The 17,461-nt window shown below is 65.0% G+C and carries 15 protein-coding genes; 8 read left to right on the top strand and 7 right to left on the bottom strand.

Going from position 1 to position 17,461, the window contains the following annotated elements; genetic code table 11:
• Positions 1-275: 275 nt before the first annotated feature.
• A complete protein-coding gene (argF, locus tag METH_RS05050) occupies positions 276-1,202 on the bottom strand; it encodes an ornithine carbamoyltransferase (protein ID WP_024089343.1) in 927 nt (308 codons plus the stop codon).
• A 76-nt stretch (positions 1,203-1,278) separates the two neighbouring features.
• The gene (locus METH_RS05045) at positions 1,279-2,454 is read right to left on the bottom strand and encodes an aspartate aminotransferase family protein (protein ID WP_024089342.1); all 1,176 of its coding nucleotides are present in this window, start codon (positions 2,452-2,454) and stop codon (positions 1,279-1,281) included.
• A gap of 472 nt (positions 2,455-2,926) precedes the next feature.
• Here METH_RS05045 and METH_RS05040 point away from each other — a divergent pair, with 472 nt between their 5' ends.
• Entirely contained in the window at positions 2,927-3,844 is a 918-nt protein-coding gene (locus tag METH_RS05040) for a DMT family transporter (protein WP_024089341.1), read from the top strand.
• A gap of 123 nt (positions 3,845-3,967) precedes the next feature.
• Positions 3,968-5,206, top strand: coding sequence for an MFS transporter (locus tag METH_RS05035; RefSeq protein ID WP_024089340.1), 1,239 nt, complete (start codon positions 3,968-3,970; stop codon positions 5,204-5,206).
• A 5-nt stretch (positions 5,207-5,211) separates the two neighbouring features.
• Here METH_RS05035 and METH_RS05030 read toward each other — a convergent pair whose 3' ends face one another.
• A complete protein-coding gene (locus METH_RS05030) occupies positions 5,212-6,024 on the bottom strand; it encodes an ABC transporter permease (RefSeq protein WP_024089339.1) in 813 nt (270 codons plus the stop codon).
• A gap of 160 nt (positions 6,025-6,184) precedes the next feature.
• Between METH_RS05030 and METH_RS05025 the strand changes: the two genes are divergently transcribed.
• Positions 6,185-6,784, top strand: a complete 600-nt coding sequence (locus METH_RS05025) for a GcrA family cell cycle regulator (RefSeq protein ID WP_024089338.1) — start codon at positions 6,185-6,187, stop codon at positions 6,782-6,784.
• A gap of 102 nt (positions 6,785-6,886) precedes the next feature.
• Here the strand turns inward: METH_RS05025 and METH_RS05020 are convergent, their stop codons facing one another.
• Positions 6,887-7,405: a YHS domain-containing (seleno)protein gene (locus tag METH_RS05020; protein WP_024089337.1), complete on the bottom strand. Its 519-nt coding sequence runs from the start codon at positions 7,403-7,405 to the stop codon at positions 6,887-6,889.
• Positions 7,406-7,676: 271 nt separating this feature from the next.
• Here METH_RS05020 and yghU point away from each other — a divergent pair, with 271 nt between their 5' ends.
• Complete coding sequence (gene yghU, locus METH_RS05015) at positions 7,677-8,552, top strand: glutathione-dependent disulfide-bond oxidoreductase (protein WP_024089336.1); 876 nt, start codon at positions 7,677-7,679, stop codon at positions 8,550-8,552.
• A gap of 294 nt (positions 8,553-8,846) precedes the next feature.
• Here yghU and METH_RS05010 read toward each other — a convergent pair whose 3' ends face one another.
• Together METH_RS05010 and METH_RS05005 are read right to left on the bottom strand one after the other, a co-directional pair.
• Positions 8,847-9,638, bottom strand: coding sequence for an SseB family protein (locus METH_RS05010; RefSeq protein WP_024089335.1), 792 nt, complete (start codon positions 9,636-9,638; stop codon positions 8,847-8,849).
• Complete coding sequence (locus METH_RS05005; protein WP_024089334.1) at positions 9,635-10,228, bottom strand: uracil-DNA glycosylase family protein; 594 nt, start codon at positions 10,226-10,228, stop codon at positions 9,635-9,637. The genes METH_RS05010 and METH_RS05005 overlap by 4 nt, the downstream gene beginning before the upstream one ends.
• Positions 10,229-10,498: 270 nt before the next feature.
• Here METH_RS05005 and METH_RS05000 point away from each other — a divergent pair, with 270 nt between their 5' ends.
• The 4 genes from METH_RS05000 to METH_RS04985 are packed head-to-tail and all read left to right on the top strand — an operon-like array spanning position 10,499 to position 15,218.
• On the top strand, positions 10,499-11,158 hold the full coding sequence (locus METH_RS05000) for an ABC transporter ATP-binding protein (protein WP_024089333.1): 660 nt from the start codon (positions 10,499-10,501) through the stop codon (positions 11,156-11,158).
• Positions 11,136-12,851: a KpsE/RkpR family capsule polysaccharide export protein gene (locus METH_RS04995; RefSeq protein WP_024089332.1), complete on the top strand. Its 1,716-nt coding sequence runs from the start codon at positions 11,136-11,138 to the stop codon at positions 12,849-12,851. The genes METH_RS05000 and METH_RS04995 overlap by 23 nt, the downstream gene beginning before the upstream one ends.
• A gap of 15 nt (positions 12,852-12,866) precedes the next feature.
• Positions 12,867-13,700 (top strand): 3-deoxy-8-phosphooctulonate synthase, encoded by an 834-nt coding sequence (gene kdsA / locus METH_RS04990; RefSeq protein WP_024089331.1) that lies wholly within the window; start codon positions 12,867-12,869, stop codon positions 13,698-13,700.
• A 21-nt stretch (positions 13,701-13,721) separates the two neighbouring features.
• Entirely contained in the window at positions 13,722-15,218 is a 1,497-nt protein-coding gene (locus METH_RS04985; RefSeq protein WP_024089330.1) for a phosphomannomutase/phosphoglucomutase, read from the top strand.
• Between the two features lie 212 nt (positions 15,219-15,430).
• Here the strand turns inward: METH_RS04985 and METH_RS04980 are convergent, their stop codons facing one another.
• Positions 15,431-17,347 carry an AsmA family protein gene (locus METH_RS04980; protein ID WP_024089329.1) on the bottom strand — a complete coding sequence of 639 codons (1,917 nt, stop codon included), beginning with the start codon at positions 17,345-17,347 and terminating at the stop codon, positions 15,431-15,433.
• Between the last annotated feature and the right edge of the window lie 114 nt (positions 17,348-17,461).

Raw genomic sequence — 17,461 nt, 5'->3', positions numbered from 1 at the left:
GCCAGCCGGCCGCGGGGGTTTTTTCGTTGCCCGGGTCAGAACGGCTCGCCCCCAAGGCCGCAGCACCAGCCCGCCGCGCCGGGCGCAAGGCATTGCGGAGGCCGGCACCGGTATCGTCCCAGGCCGTATGGATGCCTTTGGGCGGCAATTTCCGCGCCATCAACCGGGCCGGCCCGCGCCGGGCCAAAGGCCCGGCGCCACGCCCAACTGGCAAGGTTCATTCCATGGAAGGGACCGCGGCAGGCGGCAGCCCGCCGCCGCGCTAGCCGCAGAAATCAGCCGCCCATGCACCAGCGCATGACGGCCTTTTGCGCGTGCAGCCGGTTTTCCGCCTCGTCAAAGATCACGGACTGCGGGCCATCCATCACCGCCGAGGTCACCTCTTCCTCGCGGTGGGCGGGCAGGCAATGCATGAACAGCGCATCGGGCTTGGCATGGGCCATCAGGTCATCGTTCACCTGATAGGGACGCAGCATGTTATGGCGGCGCTCTTTGGACGATTGGCTGTCATGCATCGAGACCCAGGTATCGGCCACAATCAGATCGGCGCCTTCAACCGCTTTGAACGCATCCCGTTCAATGGTCACCTTGGCGCCCGCCTTGCGCGCCAGACCGATGAATTCCTCCTCCGGATCCAGTTGCGAAGGACCGGTGAAGGTGAGGTCGAACCCGAACTGCCCCGCCGCATGCAGGAACGAGGCGCAGACATTGTTGCCGTCGCCGGCCCAGACCACCTTCTTGCCCTTGATCGGGCCGCGGTGCTCTTCATAGGTCAGCACGTCGGCCATGATCTGGCAGGGATGGGTGCGGTCGGTGAGGCCGTTGATCACCGGCACATCGGCATAGTCCGCCATCTCGGTCAGCACCGTCTCGTCAAAGGTGCGGATCATGATCATATCGACATAGCGCGACAGAACGCGGGCGGTGTCGGCAATGGTCTCGCCATGGCCCAGCTGCATGTCCTTGCCCGACAGCACCATGGTCTGGCCGCCCATCTGGCGCACCCCCACATCAAAGGAGACGCGGGTCCGGGTCGAGGGTTTCTCGAAAATCAGCGCCACCATCCGGTCCTTCAGCGGCAGCTCGTCGTCCAGCGCCGCCTTGGGACGGCCGAGGCGCGCCTGTTTGGTGGCGCCGGCCTGGTCGATGATTTTGCGCAGGTCGGCAGGGTCGGTTTTGTGGATGTCGAGGAAATGCTTCATGTCGGTATCGCTTTGTTCTGGCGAAGGCCGGGGGCGCTGCCCCCGGACCCCCGGAGTATTTCTGCAAAGATGATGATCAGGCGGCGGTGACCTGGGCGGCGGTTTTTTCCAAGCGGCTGACGGCCTCGGCGATGTCTTCGTCGGTGAGAGTCAGCGGCGGCAGCAGGCGGATCACATTGTCCGCCGCCGGCACGGTGATCAGCTCGTTTTCATAGCCTGCGCTTACCACATCACTGTTCACCGCCTTGCACTTCAGGCCCAGCATCAGGCCAGCGCCGCGCACCTCCTCAAAAACCTCCGGGTGGTTGCCAACCAGCCCTTCCAGCTTTTGCCGCAGCAGGCCTGCCTTGCGGTTCACGTCGGCCAGGAAATCCGGGTCTGCCACATGGTCCATCACCGCGCAGCCGACCGCGCAGCCCAGAGGGTTGCCGCCGTAGGTGGAGCCATGGGTGCCCGCGGTCATGCCGCTGGCAGCACCTTCGGTGGCCAGCACCGCGCCCAAAGGAAAGCCGCCGCCGATGCCCTTGGCCACCATCATGATATCCGGGGTGATGCCCGCCCATTCATGGGCGAACAGCTTGCCGGTCCGCCCGACGCCGCATTGCACCTCGTCCAGGATCAGCAGCAGGCCGTGTTCATCGCAGATCTGCCGCAGCGCCTTCAGTTCGGCATCCGGCACCGGGCGGATGCCGCCCTCGCCTTGCACCGGTTCGATCATGATCGCGGCAGTGGTCCCGGTAATGGCATCGGTCAGCCCATCCAGATCGCCGAAGGTCAGGTGCACGAAGCCGGGCAGCAGCGGGCCGAAGCCCTTGGTCATCTTTTCCGACCCGGCTGCGGCGATCCCGGCAGAGGACCGGCCGTGGAACGAACCGTCAAAGGTGATGATCTCCACCCGCTCCGGCTGGCCCTTGTCGTAGAAATACTTGCGCGCCATCTTCACTGCCAGTTCGCAGGCCTCGGTGCCGGAATTGGTGAAGAACACGGTGTCGGCAAAGGTATGCTCCACCAGCTTGTCCGCCAGCGCCTGCTGTTGCGGGATATGGTAAAGGTTTGAGACATGCCACAGGTTCTGCGCCTGGCTGGTCAGCGCCTCAACCAGCGCCGGATGGGCATGGCCCAGCGCATTCACCGCAATGCCCGAGCCCAGATCCAGAAAGCGTCGCCCGTCCGCCGTGGTCAGCCAGGCGCCTTCGCCTTTGACGAACTCAAGCGGTGCACGGTTGTAGGTCGGCAGGACGGACGGGATCATCAGGATCATCCTTTTCATGGAGTGAAGCCAAAGCTGTGACTCAGCAAGGGCCTTAGGTCAACGGTGGGTCAACGGTTTTGGGAAAGCAGAGGCGCCGGAAAACGGCACAACAGATCAAAGGGCCGGTTACGCCAGGCGGCGTCGGCGTCGCGGAAGGGTGATATAAGCGCGTTTGATCATAAGAAGGTTCCATAATGGAGGTTCCGGCAAAAGAAAACCCCTTTTGGGAGGCTTGGACCGGCAAACCGGCACTGGCGCCCGGCAGCCGTTTTTTTCTGGTCCGAAATACTCCGGGGTGAATTGGCCGACTGGCCAAGAGGGGCCGCGCCCTTCTTTCATTTAGCCCTGCGGGGCAGCGCCCCTCTCCCCTGTAAACTTGCAGGGCAGCCTCCCCCTTTGCCGCATCGGAAACGCGGCTGGCGGCGATGCGTTTCCCCTTGCATCCCGCGGCGGCTTGCCGCACCGCTTGCCCATGAGCCTCGCTACTCCGCAGAACCCGCCGCTGGCCGCCGCCCTCATTCTGGCGGCAACAACCTTCATTGCCGGCACCACCCTGCTGGCCAAGGCGCTGGGAACCGATCTGCTGGGCGCGCCGCTGCACCCGCTGCAGATCAGCCATGGGCGGTTTGTGTTTGCCTTTCTGGCAATCTCCGCAGTGGTGATTGCCCTGCGGCCCAGGTTTATCCGGCCGCATTGGGGCTACCACATCGGACGCACCGCGTTCGGCTGGGCCGGGGTCACGCTGATGTTTGCCTCGGTTGCCTATATCCCGCTGGCCGATGCCACTGCGATCACCTTCCTGAACCCGGTGTTCGGCATGCTGCTGGCCATCCCGCTGCTGGGAGAGCGGGTCGGCCCCTGGCGCTGGGGCGCGGCGCTGATTGCCATGATCGGCGCCATGATCCTGCTGCGGCCGGCCCCGGCCAGTTTCCAGCCCGCGGCCCTGCTGGCGCTGGCGGCGGCGGCAGTGATGGGGCTGGAGCTGATCTTCATCAAGAAACTGGCAGGCCGCGAAGCGCCCTTGCAGGTGTTATGGTTCAACAACCTCTTGGGGATGCTGATTGCCAGCTGCGCCGTGCTGCCGGTCTGGCAAATGCCCAGCCTTGCGCAATGGGGGGCGCTGGCCGCGCTGGGGCTGCTGATGGCCTGTGCCCAGGCCTGTTTCATCAACGGCATGGCCCGCGCCGATGCCTCCTTTGCGGCGCCGTTCAGCTATGCCACGCTGGTTTTTGCAGCATTTTACGACTTTCTCGGCTTTGGCGCGGTGCCGGATGCCATCTCCCTGCTTGGCGCCTTTATCATCCTGGCGGGCGCCGCCATCCTCGCCTGGCGGGAAGGGCGGCCGATTCCCCCGGCCGGCCGCGCAGCCGCCGCCGCACAAAGATCCTAGGCGGCCGGCCTTCACGGAAGTTATTTCCGGTGCGCGGCCCGCCTGCGACCCCCGCGTCGAAAACCGGCATTTTTCCGGCATTTTGCGCGCCACCCTGTCCGGTAACAGGAGAGGAGGACGCAGATGCACGAGAGGCGGATACCCGAATGGCTGCGCCATGCGCCGGTGCCATCGGTGCGGGATTTTGGCATCCTGGCCGGGCTGGAAGCGGTGGTGCGCGGCACGCTGATCTCGGTCTTTCCGCTGATCATGTACCGGGCCTTGGGCGATGCCGGGCTGGTGTCGGCCTCATACTTTGCTGTCGGTATCCTGTCGCTGCTGGCCGGTCTGATGATCCCTGCCCTGATCCGGCTGGTGCCGCGCCGCTGGGCCTATTCGCTGGGGGCGCTGATGTTCGTCGCTTCGGCCGGTTTCGCCATCGAAGGCAGCCCGGCGTCGGTGCTTGCGGCCCTTGCGCTGAACACGGTGGCGGCGGTGACCACCTTCATCTGCTTCAATGCCTACGTGCTGGACTACATCTCGCGGGTGGCGCTGGGGCAATGCGAAACCTCGCGGATGTTCTATTCGGCGCTTGGCTGGACCGCCGGACCGGTGGCCGGCGTGCTGCTGCTGGAGGTCTGGCCCCCTGCCCCGTTCCTGATTTCCGCCGCGGCGGCGCTGCTGATGCTGGCGGCCTTCTGGTGGATGCGGATGGGCAACGGCAAGCAGATCGCCCGCGCCCGCGGCCCCGCCTCCAGCCCGCTGGCCTATGTGCCGCGCTTCCTGGCCCAGCCGCGGCTGGTCGCCGGCTGGCTGTTTGCAGTGATCCGCTCGGCCGGGTGGTGGATCTATGTCGTCTACCTGCCGATCTTTGCGATCGAAAAAGGCCTGGGAGAGGAGCTCGGCGGCATCCTGCTGTCTGTGACCAACGCGGCCCTGTTCGGCGCGCCGCTGCTGCAGCGCTGGGTGCAGCGGCATTCGATCCGGCTGGCGGTGCAGACCGGCTTTCTGGGGGTGACGGGCTGTTTTGGCGCGGCGGCCCTGGCCCAGGGCTGGCCGCCTGCCGCGATCGCTCTGCTGGTGGCCGGCTCGGCAGCGCTGATCCTGTTGGATATCTGCGCCGGGCTGCCGTTTTTGATGGCGGTCAAGCCGTCCGAGCGGACCGAGATGTCAGCCGTCTATTCCAGCTACCGCGACATTTCCGGCATTCTGACGCCGGGGGTTGCCTGGCTGGTTCTGCTGGCCGCGCCGGTTGCCGGGATCTTTGCGGCAGGCGCTGCGGCCACTGCGGGGGCTGTGCTGCTGGCGGGCAACCTGCACCCGCGGCTTGGCCGCAGGAAACCGGCGCCGGCGCCCGGAGGAAATCCGGTTCCGGCAGAATAGCGGCGTCAGGGTTTCAAACGGTAGCCGGAGCGCAGCATGGCCCAGGCCAGCAGGCACACACCAAAGGTGGCGCCGCTGCAGACGGCCAGCCCCAGCCAGGGCGAGCTGTCCGAAGTGCCGATCACCCCGAATCGCACCCCGTCGATCAGGTAGAACACCGGGTTCAGATGCGAAATCACCTTCAGTACCGGCGGCAAAGCCTCCACCGAATAAAAGGTGCCGGACAGGAAGGCGAGCGGGGTGACGATGAAATTGGTGATCGCCGCCATCTGGTCGAATTTGTCGGCAAAGACCCCGGCGACGATGCCCAAACCGCCCAGGAAAGCTGCGCCCAGCACGATAAACACCAGTGCTGCCAGCGGATGTGCGGGCACGATCTGCAACACCGCCATCAGCCCCAGTCCGATGGCCAGCGCCACCAGCGTGCCGCGGGCCACGGCGCCTGCCAGATAGCCCAGCAGGATCTCCAGCCCCGACAGGGGCGGCATCAATGTGTCGACGATGTTGCCCTGCACCTTGGCAATCACGATGGAAGACGAGGTATTGGCAAAAGCATTCTGGATCACTGTCATCATCATGATGCCGGGCGCCAGAAAGGTCAGGAACGGCACCCCCATCACATCGCCGCGTCTGGGGCCGATGGCAATGTTGAAGATCATCAGGAACAAGGCGGCCGTCATCAGCGGCGCCAGCAGCGTCTGGGTCCAGACCGCCAGGAACCGCTTCACTTCGCGCCAGGCCAGCGCCTTGAGCCCCAGCCAGTTCACCCGCCCGAACCGCCGCGCGCCCAATTCAACCTGATACCCCTGATCCGCCATGCTGCCCCCGTTTTCCGCTGCTTTGCCTGCATAACGGCTGCGGCATGGGGCGCAAGATGTCTTGTAACTCCGCCCGCAGTGATTAAAATAGAGCGATCATACGGAATAGGATGGCGGCCGCAGAAACCCTGGGGCCGCTATTAGCTTGGAAAGGCAACATATGTCCTGGACAGACGAGCGCGTCGAACTGCTCAAGAAAATGTGGGGCGAAGGCCAGTCGGCGAGTCAGATCGCCAAAGAACTGGGCGGCGTCACCCGCAACGCCGTGATCGGCAAGGTGCACCGCCTCGGCCTGTCCAACCGCAACAGCGGCGGCTCCAAGGCTGCCGAGCCGAAGGAAAAGCCCGCAGCCGCCCCGGCATCCGCGGCGCCAAAACCCGCCGCGGCGCCAAAACCCAAGCCGCAGCCGAAGACCGAACCGGCCCGTCCGGCGGCGGCCCAGCCTGCGGCAGCCGACGCCAAACCGGCAACGCCTGCACGCCGCCAGATCATCCCGGCCGGCCAGCCGCTGCCGCCGCAGCCCTCGGCCAATGAAATCAGCCCCGAGGCGCTGGCCAAGGTCAACGAGATCGAAAAGAAGGCCAAGAAGCTGAGCCTGATGGATCTGACCGAGCGCACCTGCAAATGGCCGGTGGGCGATCCGGCGACCGAGGACTTCTGGTTCTGCGGCCTGCCCGCCCAGCAGGGCAAGCCCTATTGCGAGGCGCATGTGGGCGTGGCGTTCCAGCCGATGTCCTCGCGCCGCGACCGCCGCCGCTGAGCGGCCCGCATCAGCAATGAAACAAACCCGCGCCAGCCAGCGCGGGTTTTTCTTTCGAGAGGCCCGGATTGCGGTCCGGGCACGCTGGGCTTCAGCCGCGGCTCAGTTCGCAACCGGCCCCTCAGACGTGAAGTTCGGGATCACGCTGTCCGAGGCGCCATCCGGCTCGATGCCCGGCCAGTTGCCCTCGGCCAGGGTGATATTGCCGGGAATGTCCGCTTCCCAGAAACCGACGACATTCTTTGTGATGTTCAGGTACAGCTTGTCATCGACGATGCGCCACAGGTTCGGGTTGGCGGGCACCTTGCCGCCCTTGGACACGCCATAGGCGCAGTGTCCGTCAAACTGCGGCGCATAATGGGCCGGGTTTTCCAGGAACGCGGTGCGGTTCTCCTCGGTCGAGAACGCCCAGGTCGCGCCATTGTAATCCGCCGTGATGTCCTGGCGCCCGCGGACCGGTGCGGTCTGGGGGCTGCCCACCGGATTCATGTCAAGTCCGCGGTAAGCCACCACGTCATAGCCGGACACGGCAAAACCGGTGCCGTCGACATATTGCCCGCCTGCAAAGGCCGGCAGGGCAAAGGACAGCGCTGCCACGGCAGCAAATGCAAAACGCTTCATCAGTTCATCCCTTTCATCGGTGTCCGGTTCCATCCCGGCGCCGGCATCGCATCCGGCTTGGGATCAAACACTACAGCCCCCGGTGCAGATGCGAAGGGGGGCTCACGCCTCTGTGTGCGCACACGAGCCGCCGTGAGCATTCTGTAAAATTTCCGTGGCCGGACCTTCCAGTCATTGGAAAATACAAATACTCCCTTATCTCTGCCAAAGCCGATTGCCGCAGCGCGTGCGATTGACCGCATACCGGAAACGATAAAACGAGGCCCGACAGATGAGCGACACCCCCTATACCCCGCCGGAAGTCTGGAAGTGGGAACGAGAGAACGGCGGCCAGTTCGCCTCCACCAACCGTCCCATTGCCGGTGCAACCCACGACAAGGAGCTGCCGGTGGGCGCGCACCCGCTGCAGCTTTACTCGCTGGCGACCCCGAACGGGGTGAAGGTCACGGTGATGCTGGAGGAGCTGCTGGCCAAGGGCCACGCGGGCGCCGAATACGACGCCTGGATTATCAAGATTGGCGACGGCGACCAGTTCGGCTCCGGCTTTGTGGAGATCAACCCGAACTCCAAGATTCCGGCGTTGATGGACCGCAGCGGCAGCGAACCGCTGCGGGTGTTCGAAAGCGCGTCGATCCTGATGCATCTGGCCGAAAAATTCGGAGAGTTCCTGCCCACGCAGGGCGCCGCGCGCACCGAGACCCTGAACTGGCTGTTCTGGCAGATGGGCAGCGCGCCGTATCTGGGCGGCGGCTTCGGCCATTTCTATGCCTATGCGCCGGAGAAATGGCAGTACCCGATCGACCGCTTTGCGATGGAGGCCAAGCGTCAGCTGGACGTGCTGGACCGGCAGCTGGCGGAGCGGACCTATATCGCCGGTGAGGACTATACCATTGCCGACATGGCGATCTGGCCCTGGTACGGCCAGCTGGTTCTGGGCCGCCTCTATGATGCCGCCGAATTCCTGGACGCGCAAAGCTACAAGAATGTGGTCCGCTGGGCCAAGGCGATCGACGCCCGCCCGGCGGTGCAGCGCGGCCGCATGGTGAACCGGTCGTTCGGCGACTTGGAGATGCAGCTGCACGAGCGCCACGATGCCAGCGACTTCGAGACCCGCACCCAGGACAAACTGGAACCGGCGGCGGAGTAACCGCCGGCCAGCCCCTCCCGCGCCCGCGGACGCCCGGGCAATGCCCGGGCCTGCCCTTGCGGCCTTGGGCCGGGCGCCGCGCTGACGCGCGGCGTGCGCGGTTCCCCCCTGACGCGGCAATAGGCCGGCTCATCCTTGTGGTGGCGCTTGAGGGCATATTTGCCCTCAAGCGCCTCTCAGCAGAAACCCCGCGCTGTGCGCCAGCACAGCGCCGCGCCCAACTGGGAGGCACATTGGACAATGTGCTGCAACAGGCGGGAGCCCCCGCGCCAGCTTCAGTCAGACCAGCTTCAGTCAGACCAGCCGCGGCGGCTTGTCCGGGTTGCTGCCCGGGATCTCCGGCTGATATGTATCCGGCTCCGGCGGCTGCGGCAGGTCGAACCGCAGACCAACCCGGGCCAGGCTGGCCGCAACCGGATCCTCGGCCGCAAAAAAAGCCACATCCATCGCCCCGGCCTCAATCCCGGAAAAGGTCAGCGCCTCGCTTGCCGCCTTGGCCAGCGACGGCTGCGCGGCCTCCTTGGCGCCGACAAAGCCCAGCAAATGCCCCTGGCCGCCGCCGGCATAGCGCACCCCCGCCAGATAGGCCGCCGCCGCCAGCCCGCCGGCAGTGGCCAGCTTGGCATCCAGCGCCGTCAGCAGCGCCTCCGGCAGCCCCTTGGGCGCAGTAAACATCTCCACCGCAGCTTCCACCTCTTCCGGCGCGTGGCCAAGGGTCTGATGCAGCCAGCCGACCGCCCCGGCCGGGATCAGGATGGCGGACGGAGCCACCTCCAGGTTCAGCCCCAGCCCGACCCCCTGCCCGGCCAGCATCTGCGCAATCACCCGGCCCGACAGCGCCGCATAAGGCACCGCCTTGCCGGCAAACTGCCCCAGCCGTTCCTCGCGGTCGAACACCAGGACAAACGCCCCCTCAGGTGTCTCGAACAGCTCCGGCGAGATCTGCCCGCCGGCGGCTTCTTCGGTCAGCATCAGGAACAGTTCGCTGTCGGCAAGCCGCTCGTAGAACCGCAGCCGGGCGGCATCATCCGCAGGCGCCGCCTCCATCGCCGCATGGGCCAGATCCAGCGGGGTCTCTTCTGTCATTGCATCAGCTCCTTCACCCCGGCCTGCAGCACCGGCAGCAGCTCGGTCTCGAACCAGGGGTTTTTCTTCAGCCAACCGGTATTACGCCAGGACGGATGCGGCAAGGGGAAGACCTGCGGCGCATGCTCCCGCCAGCCCTGCACCAGCGCCGTCACCGGCCCTTTCACCCCGAGGTGATAGCGCTGCGCATGCGCCCCGACCAGCACCCTGAGCCGGACCTGCGGCAGCTGCGCCATCACCTCGGTGTGCCAGGTCCGGCCGCAGACCGCAGGCGGCGGCAGATCCGCCTTTTTGCCGTTGTAGCCGGGAAAGCAGAACGCCATCGGCACCACGGCCACCCGGTCCTTGTCATAAAACTCCGCCTCACTCAGGCCCAGCCAGGCCCGCAGCCGGTCGCCCGAAGGGTCGGTAAAGGGCCGGCCGCTTTCATGCACCCGTGCGCCCGGCGCCTGGCCGGCAATCAGGATCCGGGCTGAGGGCCGGAACCACACCACGGGGCGCGGCTCATGCGCGGTTGCGGTTGCGGCAAAACGGTCTGCACAGATCCGGCAGCCCCGAATCTCTGCCTTCAATTGCTGACCCGCCGTCATTGTTCCGCGCCTGGAAACAGTCATCGCTCACTCCGCCTTGCCGCCCTGACGCCTGAAAACACGCCCCCTGCCCCGGATCAGGGCTGAAATGGTTAAAACTTCATTGATCAATTGCGGTACAATTCGACATAATAAAGCCAAAGTCGCGGCGTAGGCCATTAACACTCTTTTGATATCAAAGAGCCATGGGCGCCTAAGTACGCCGATGTGGAAAAGAGGCAGACAGTCAGAGCCCGCAAGAAGGCCGCACGAGCAGCACCGGAACCAGCAATGCTTGAGTTTGAAAACGTCAGCAAGTCCTTCTGGACAGGGACCCAGCGCAAGGTGATCCTTGACCGCGTGTCGTTCCGCGTCGAGCCGGGCAAATCGCTGGGCGTGCTGGCTCCGAACGGCACCGGCAAGACGACGCTGATCAACATGATGGCCGGCCTGGAAAAACCGGATGAGGGCGAGATCCGCCGGAACTGCAAGATATCCTTTCCGCTGGGGTTCATGGGCGGGGTGATCAGCCGCCTCTCGGCAATGGAGAACTGCCGCTATATCGCCAAGCTTTACGGGCTGGATCCCGACTATGTGGAGGCCTATTGCCGCTGGCTGTGCGGCCTGGGGGAGTATTTCGACCAGCCGCTTGGCACTTATTCTTCGGGGATGCGGGCCCGGTTCAGCTTCTCGCTGATGCTGGCGCTGGACTTCGACATCTACTTGATCGATGAAGGCATGCCCAGCACCACCGATGTGGAGTTCAACCGCAAGGCCGGCGAAATCCTGCAGGAACGGCTGGCGACAACCACAATCATCATTGTCTCCCACCAAGCCAAGACGCTGGAGAAATTTGCCCGTTCAGCTGCGGTCCTGCTGCAGGGCCAGTTGCACATATTTGACACTTTGGAAGAAGCGAAACAGCTCTATGACTACGAAACCGAGAGCTAAAAAGTTCCGCATCCGCCGCAGCCCAGCTGCAGCCGACGCCGGGGATCAGCCGCAGGCGGCCGGCGCCGCTGCAAGCCCGGCCGGGCACCCCCAGCCCCAACCAACGGCTGCCGCCCGGCCCGCGGCTCCTGCGGCGGCAGCGGCGCCTGCATCAGCAGCCCCGGCGACCCCGGACGCAGCACATCCGGCTGAACCGCAAACCCGCGCCGCGCCGCTGTCCGGCATGGTCAGCTCGGCCCGCGAGACCCAGCAGGAAACCGATATCGATGCGATCCGCCGCGAAGGGCTGACCGGCCGCCAATTGCGCCTGGCCCGCCGGATGGCGCAGAAACACAACCTGCCCGCAACCTCGGATTTTGAAGCTGTGCGGATGCTGCGCGAGCGCGGCATCGACCCGTTCAAGCGCGCCAACATGCTGGAACTGGTGGTGCCGCAGAACAAGGCGCAGCCGCCAGGCACCCCGCCTGCGCCGGGTTCCGTCCAGCTGCCGCAGACGGTGCCGGCGGGCAAGACCAGCCTGCCCTCGACCGAGCTGAGCCCGGCAGAGCGGCGCACCCGTGAAATCCAGGAAATTCAGCGCGATATCGCCCGCCGCCGCCGCCGCAAACTGACCTTGCTGGCAGCCAGGCTGGCCTTTTTCGTGCTGCTGCCGACGCTGGCCGCGGGGTTTTATTTCTACTCGGTGGCGACGCCGATGTATTCCTCCAAATCCGAGTTTCTGGTGCTGAAGGCCGACAGTGCCGCCGGTGGCGTCGGGGGTCTGCTGTCGGGCACCCAGTTTGCCACCAGCCAGGATTCGATTGCGGTGCAAAGCTACCTGATGTCCAAGGAGGCAATGCTGCGGCTGGACCGCGAGGCCGGCTTCAAGGCGCATTTCACCCAGGACTGGCTGGACCCGATCCAGCGGCTGGAAACCGACCCGACAAACGAGGAGGCCTATGCCACCTACAGCCGCAATGTGAAGATCGGCTATGACCCGACCGAAGGCGTGGTGCGGATGGAAGTCTCTGCCGCCGATCCCCAAGCCGCCGCGGAATTTTCGCGCAAGCTGATTTCCTATGCCCAGGAGAAGGTGAACAACCTGTCGCAGCAAAAGCGCGCCGACCAGATGTCCGAAGCCGCTACCGCCCTGCAGGACGCCGAAAGGCAGCGCCGGGCAGCGCAGGAACAGCTTGTGCTGCTGCAGCAGCAAGGCTCGGTTCTGGACCCCGAAGGGGTGGTGGCCTCATTGCGCCAGCAGATCAGCACCTTTGAAATCCAGCTGGAGGAAAAGCGGCTGGAACTGGCCGCCCTGCAGGACAATGCAAGGCCCAACCGGGCGAAGGTGTCCGGCGCCGAGGCGGACATCCGGCGGCTGGAAGCGGTGATTGCAAGCCTCAACAACCGGATGGTCGATGCCTCGGCCGGCGAAAATTCGCTGGCCAATCTGCGGATCCAGATCCAGATGGCCCAGGCCGACCTCGCGACCCGCGACCTGATGCTGCAATCGGCCTTGCAGCAAGTGGAAACCACCCGTCTGGAAGCCAACCGCCAGGTCCGCTATCTGACCACCGCAGTCGAGCCGGTGCCAAGCCAGGAACCCTCCTATCCGCGCAAGTTCGAGAATACCGTTTTGGCTTTCCTGATCTTTTCCGGTATTTATCTGATGTGCTCGCTCACCGCATCGATCCTGCGGGAACAGGTCTCATCGTAAAGCTATCGGAAGCTCATGAAAAACATCGACATCGCCGGCCTCACCCTCGGCAACGATTGTCCGCTGACAATTATTGCCGGTCCTTGCCAGCTGGAAACCGCAGACCACGCCCGGATGATTGCCGGGCAGCTGAAAGAAGCCTGTGAAAAGGCCGGCGCCCAGTTTGTGTTCAAAGCCTCCTATGACAAGGCCAACCGGACCTCCCTGTCGGGGGTGCGCGGCCTGGGGCTGGACGAAGGGCTGAAGGTCCTGGACACAATCCGCAGCGAATTCGGCGTGCCGGTGCTGACCGATGTCCACACCGAAGCGCAATGCGCGGTGGCGGCCGAAGCCGTTGATATCCTGCAGATCCCCGCGTTCCTGTGCCGCCAGACCGACATGCTGCTGGCGGCAGGCAACACCGGCAAGGCCGTCAACATCAAGAAGGGCCAGTTCCTGGCGCCCTGGGACATGGCCAATGTGGTCGCCAAGGTGGAAAGCACCGGCAACGAAAAGATCCTGCTGACCGAGCGCGGCACCTCGTTTGGATACAACACGCTGGTGGCCGACATGCGCGGCCTGCCGCAGATGGCCAAAGGAGGCTACCCGGTGGTGATGGATGCCACCCACTCCGTCCAGCAGCCCGGCGGCAAGGGCGGCTCCACCGGCGGCCAGCGCGAATTCGCACCGCTGATGGCGCGCGCGGCAGTGTCGCTTGGCATCTCGGCGGTCTTCATCGAGACCCATCAGGACCCGGACAATGCGCCGTCGGACGGGCCGAACATGATCTATCTCGACAAGATGCCGCAGCTGATCGAAAGCCTTATGCGCTTTGATGCGCTGGCCAAGGCCGACCCTATCCGTATTTGACCCAGAAAGAGATTTCGACAAATGACCAAACCGCAGCCTGAGGTGACCCCGAACACCTGGAGCTTTCTGCGCGACGCGATGATCAAGCCGACGGGCTTCCGCGAATATGATGCGCGCTGGAAATACCCCGAGGAAATCAACCTGCCCGGCATGACCGCGCTTGGCCTTGGCCTCGGCACCCAGATCCGCAAGCGCGGCATCGAGCCGGTGATTGCCGTCGGCAACGACTACCGCGACTATTCGCTGGCGATCAAGAACGCGCTGATCCTGGGCCTGATGCAGGCCGGTATCCAGGTCAAGGACATCGGCCCCGCCGTGTCGCCGATGGCCTATTTCGCGCAATTCCACCTGGATGTGCCTGCGGTCGCCATGGTCACCGCCTCGCACAACCCCAACGGCTGGACCGGCGTCAAGATGGGCTTTGACCGGCCGCTGACCCACGGCCCCGACGAGATGAACGAGCTGCGCGATATCGTGCTGAACGGCGAAGGCCGGCCTGCGCCCGGCGGTTCCTATGAATTCGTGGACGGCGTCAAGGAAGCCTACCTCGACGATCTGGCGGGCGATTTCAAAATGTCCCGCCCGCTGAAGGTGGTCTGCGCCACCGGCAATGGCACCGCCTCGGCCTTTGCGCCCGAACTGTTTGCCCGCATGGGCGTCGAGGTGGTCGAGAGCCACAACCAGCTCGACTACACCTTCCCGCATTACAACCCCAACCCGGAAGCGATGGAGATGCTGCACGACATGGCAGCCTCGGTGAAAGCCTCGGGCGCAGACCTGGCGCTGGGGTTTGACGGCGACGGCGACCGCTGCGGCGTGGTCGATGACGAGGGCGAGGAGATCTTTGCCGACAAGGTGGGGGTGATCATGGCCCGCGACCTCAGCAAGATCTATCCGAACGCCACCTTTGTCGCGGATGTGAAATCCACCGGCCTGTTCGCCAGCGATCCCGAGCTGCAGAAGAACGGCGTCACCGCCGATTACTGGAAGACCGGCCACAGCCACATGAAGCGGCGGGTCAAGGAAATCGGCGCGCTGGCAGGGTTCGAGAAATCCGGCCACTACTTCCTGGCGGAGCCCATCGGCCGCGGCTACGACTGCGGCATGCGGGTGGCGGTTGAAGTCTGCAAGATGCTGGACCGCAACCCGGATCAGTCGATGTCCGATCTGCGCAAGGCACTGCCCAAGACCTGGTCCACCCCGACCATGTCGCCCTATTGCGCCGACACCGAGAAATACACGGTGCTGGAGCGGCTGGTGCAGAAGCTGGTGGCCAAGCATGAGGCAGGCGAACGCATTGCCGGGCGGGCGATCAAGGAAGTTGTCACCGTGAACGGCGCCCGGATGATCCTGGACAACGGCTCCTGGGGGCTGGTGCGGGCCTCGTCGAACACCCCGAACCTGGTGGTGGTCTGCGAAAGCTCGGACAGCGAAGACGAAATGCGGGCGATTTTCGCCGATATCGACGCGGTGATCCGCACCGAACCGCTGGTCGGCGACTACGACCAGACCATCTGATCTCCTGATCAAGAGGGATCTCGCCTGCTTCGCAGGCGATCCGCGCCCGCCTCCGGCGGGCGCTTTTCTTTTGGCTGAGAAGCGATGCAAGGGCAGGTCTGCCCTTGCATGCGCCAGTTCCATTGTAAGGCGCCTGCGGCCGCGTCAAGGACAGGCCGGGCTTTGCCCGGGGACCTAGCGGCTCTGCTTGACCCGGCCTCCGGCTGGCGGGATCAGTCGCCGCCCAGGAGTTTCAGCAGCTGGTCGCGGGCCTCCTGTTCGATGCGCTGCTTCAGCACATCGTTGATGTCCTGTTCCGGAGCGATCTCCGTTTCCAGGTTCAGCTCCTCGCTCAGCTTCTGGCGCACCCGGTCCTTGGCCTCCTGCCCGGCATCATCAATTCTGGTCTGCAGCGCCTGGCTCAGGTCCGGGCGGATATCCGGGTTTGCCCAAGGACCGGTGATCCGCACCGGGATGGTCAGCACCTGATCGCTGCCTGCGCGCATCAGCTGCGGTGTGAACAGATAATCCAGATCCCGCGCGCCCAGTCCGATCCGGCCCTTGCCTTCGGCCCGGAACCCCTTGAGCAGAACCAGCAGGTCCTGGTTGCGCAGGTTGCCGCCTTCGAGTGTGTAGCTGGCCGTCATCTGGTCGAACACGGTGCTGCCGCCATTGCCGCCCGAGCGCATCAGCTGCTCCAGATCAAAGCCGGTAAAGAAACCTTTGCCCGCTTCCAGCCAGCCCTTGCCGCTGAGCGAGCGCATGATTGCGTCAACCGAATTGCCGGACCCGAGGAATTCCAGCTCCCCCAGCGCCTCGCCGTTCAGCCGGCTGTAGCCCGCGGTTTCCCCCAGGGCCCGCTCCAGCCTGATACCATCGAACGAAAGCGTCCCGGCCACCGACAGGCCATCGCGGTTGTTGGCAACCACCTGGCCCCGAATCTGGCCGTCGAACATGGATGCAGGCAGGAACTTCAGCACCGCGCGTTCCCGGTCGAGCGTCAGGTTCAGCGTGCTGGCGCCGAGTTTCACACCGCCGGTTTTCAGGCTGTCAAAGGACAGATCCACGGCGGCATCGGCCAGCCCCAGCACCGAGGCATCGATCGCGTCCTTCGGCCAGCCGGATGCAGCGCCGCCGCTGCTCCCGGAACCGCCCGGCCCGCCGGAAAACGCGGAGAAATCCAACGCGCCGCCGCGCAGCTGCGCGGTGATCTCAGGCCGCGGTTTGAACACGGCATCCGCTGCGCCGGTCAGCCTGTTGCCGCCCAGCTCCACCGCCAGATCGCGCATCGACAGCCGCCCGTCGGCGGTATAGGTCACATCGGCCCCGAATACGGTCTTTTGCGCCAGGGCATCCGGCAGGAACAGCCCCAGCGCGACACCGGTCTGCAGCGCGTCATCAGCGCCAAAGGTCAGCCGCCCGCTCGCCTCGCCATTGATATCGGCATGGCCGTCAAAGCGTCCCTTGCCGCCCGGTGCGGTGACGGTTGCCCCGACCGAGGATACCTCCCCCGCCAGGAACGCCGCAAAGGTTCCGATTTCGGCATCCAGCTCCACCGGCTCGCCGGCCGGACGCAGGGTCGCCTTGGCATTCACGGTTCCATCCGGGTCCGGCCACAGCAGGCCGAGGTCGATATTCTTCATCTCCACCGGCGCTTCGCCATGCGCGGCATAGCGCAGCGAGGCCCCGGTCAGCTCCACCGACTCAATCCTGAGCGGCAGCGCGCCGCTGCCGCCGGCAGAGGCACCGCCTTGCCCGGCTCCGGTGGCGCCAAAGACCCAGTTGCCGGTGCCATCCTCGCGGGTGGCCAGGTTCAGATGCGGCAGGATCGCCGAGATTTCCGTGACCCGGACATCGCCCTGCAACAGCTCGGCCGCCGCCACCCCGATGGTCAGCCGCTCGGCCCGCAGCATCGGCTCGGGGCCCGCCCAGTCCGCATTGGACAGCGTCACCGCATCCGCCTTGACCCCCAGTGTCGGCCAGAAGGTGAACCGCACCTTGCCGCCGAACTCCAGCTTGCGCCCGGTCTGGGTTTCCAGCTGATCGGCGGCCAGGCGCGCGATTTTCTCGCCCGGCAGCAGCAGCACCAGCGCCGCCAGTGCCACAACCGTCAGCACCAGCGCCGTCACGACCCGGATTATCAGCTTCATCGGCCCACTCCTCATGCCTTGTCCCCTTGTTCCGCCAAGGGTCTTTTCCCCAGCTTACCGCTTGGGTGACAGGGTGCAAAGCATGATACACCGCCCGGCATCAATGCTCTGCGT

The sequence above is a fragment of the Leisingera methylohalidivorans DSM 14336 genome (assembly GCF_000511355.1).
GTDB lineage: Bacteria > Pseudomonadota > Alphaproteobacteria > Rhodobacterales > Rhodobacteraceae > Leisingera > Leisingera methylohalidivorans.
This window is presented reverse-complemented; position numbering and strand designations above follow the sequence as displayed.